The organism is Vibrio sp. 2134-1 (assembly GCF_033339495.1).
In genome coordinates this window covers 1-556 of sequence record NZ_JAWOUS010000800.1, presented here as the reverse complement: position 1 = coordinate 556, position 556 = coordinate 1, and the positions used below count along the sequence as shown (strand labels likewise).

The 556-nt window shown below is 46.2% G+C and carries 1 protein-coding gene; it reads right to left on the bottom strand.

The genetic code is table 11. The features are described from left to right. Positions 1–556, bottom strand: a 556-nt coding sequence (locus R7R78_RS28615; RefSeq protein WP_225474911.1) for an ABC-ATPase domain-containing protein, incomplete at both ends; no start/stop codon positions are given.

Here is a 556-nt window from a genome sequence, read left to right as displayed (position 1 = left end):
ACCCATAACGATGATAGTAGAGATATCCAGTTCATCACGTAATTGACCGATACGGTCAACCAGCGGTGTGATTGGCTCATCGCCTTTTGCCACAAGTGCCTGCATACGCTCATCACGAATCATAAAGTTAGTTGCAGATGTGTCTTCGTCGATCAGCAGTGATGTCGCACCGGCTTCGATAGATTCTTGTAACCAAGCCGCTTGCGATGTTGAACCTGATGCATCTTGCGTTGAGAAATCTGCAGTATCTTTACCCATTGGCAAATGGTTGATGTAGTTCGATAGATTTAAGTGATGCACACAACGGCCATCTTCTGCACGAATCTTCATCGCTTTCTGATCTGTCACGATGTACTCGCGACCATCACCAGGAATGTGATCGTAAATAGAACGTTCAATGGCGTTCAGCAATGTAGACTTACCATGAAAACCACCGCCGACAATCAAAGTGATGCCTTTGGGAATGCCAAGTCCAGTCACGTAACCTTTGTTTGGTGCATGCAGAGTCACCTGCAAAGACTCAGGAGCCGTAAATTCTACTGCTTCTTTCATCGGC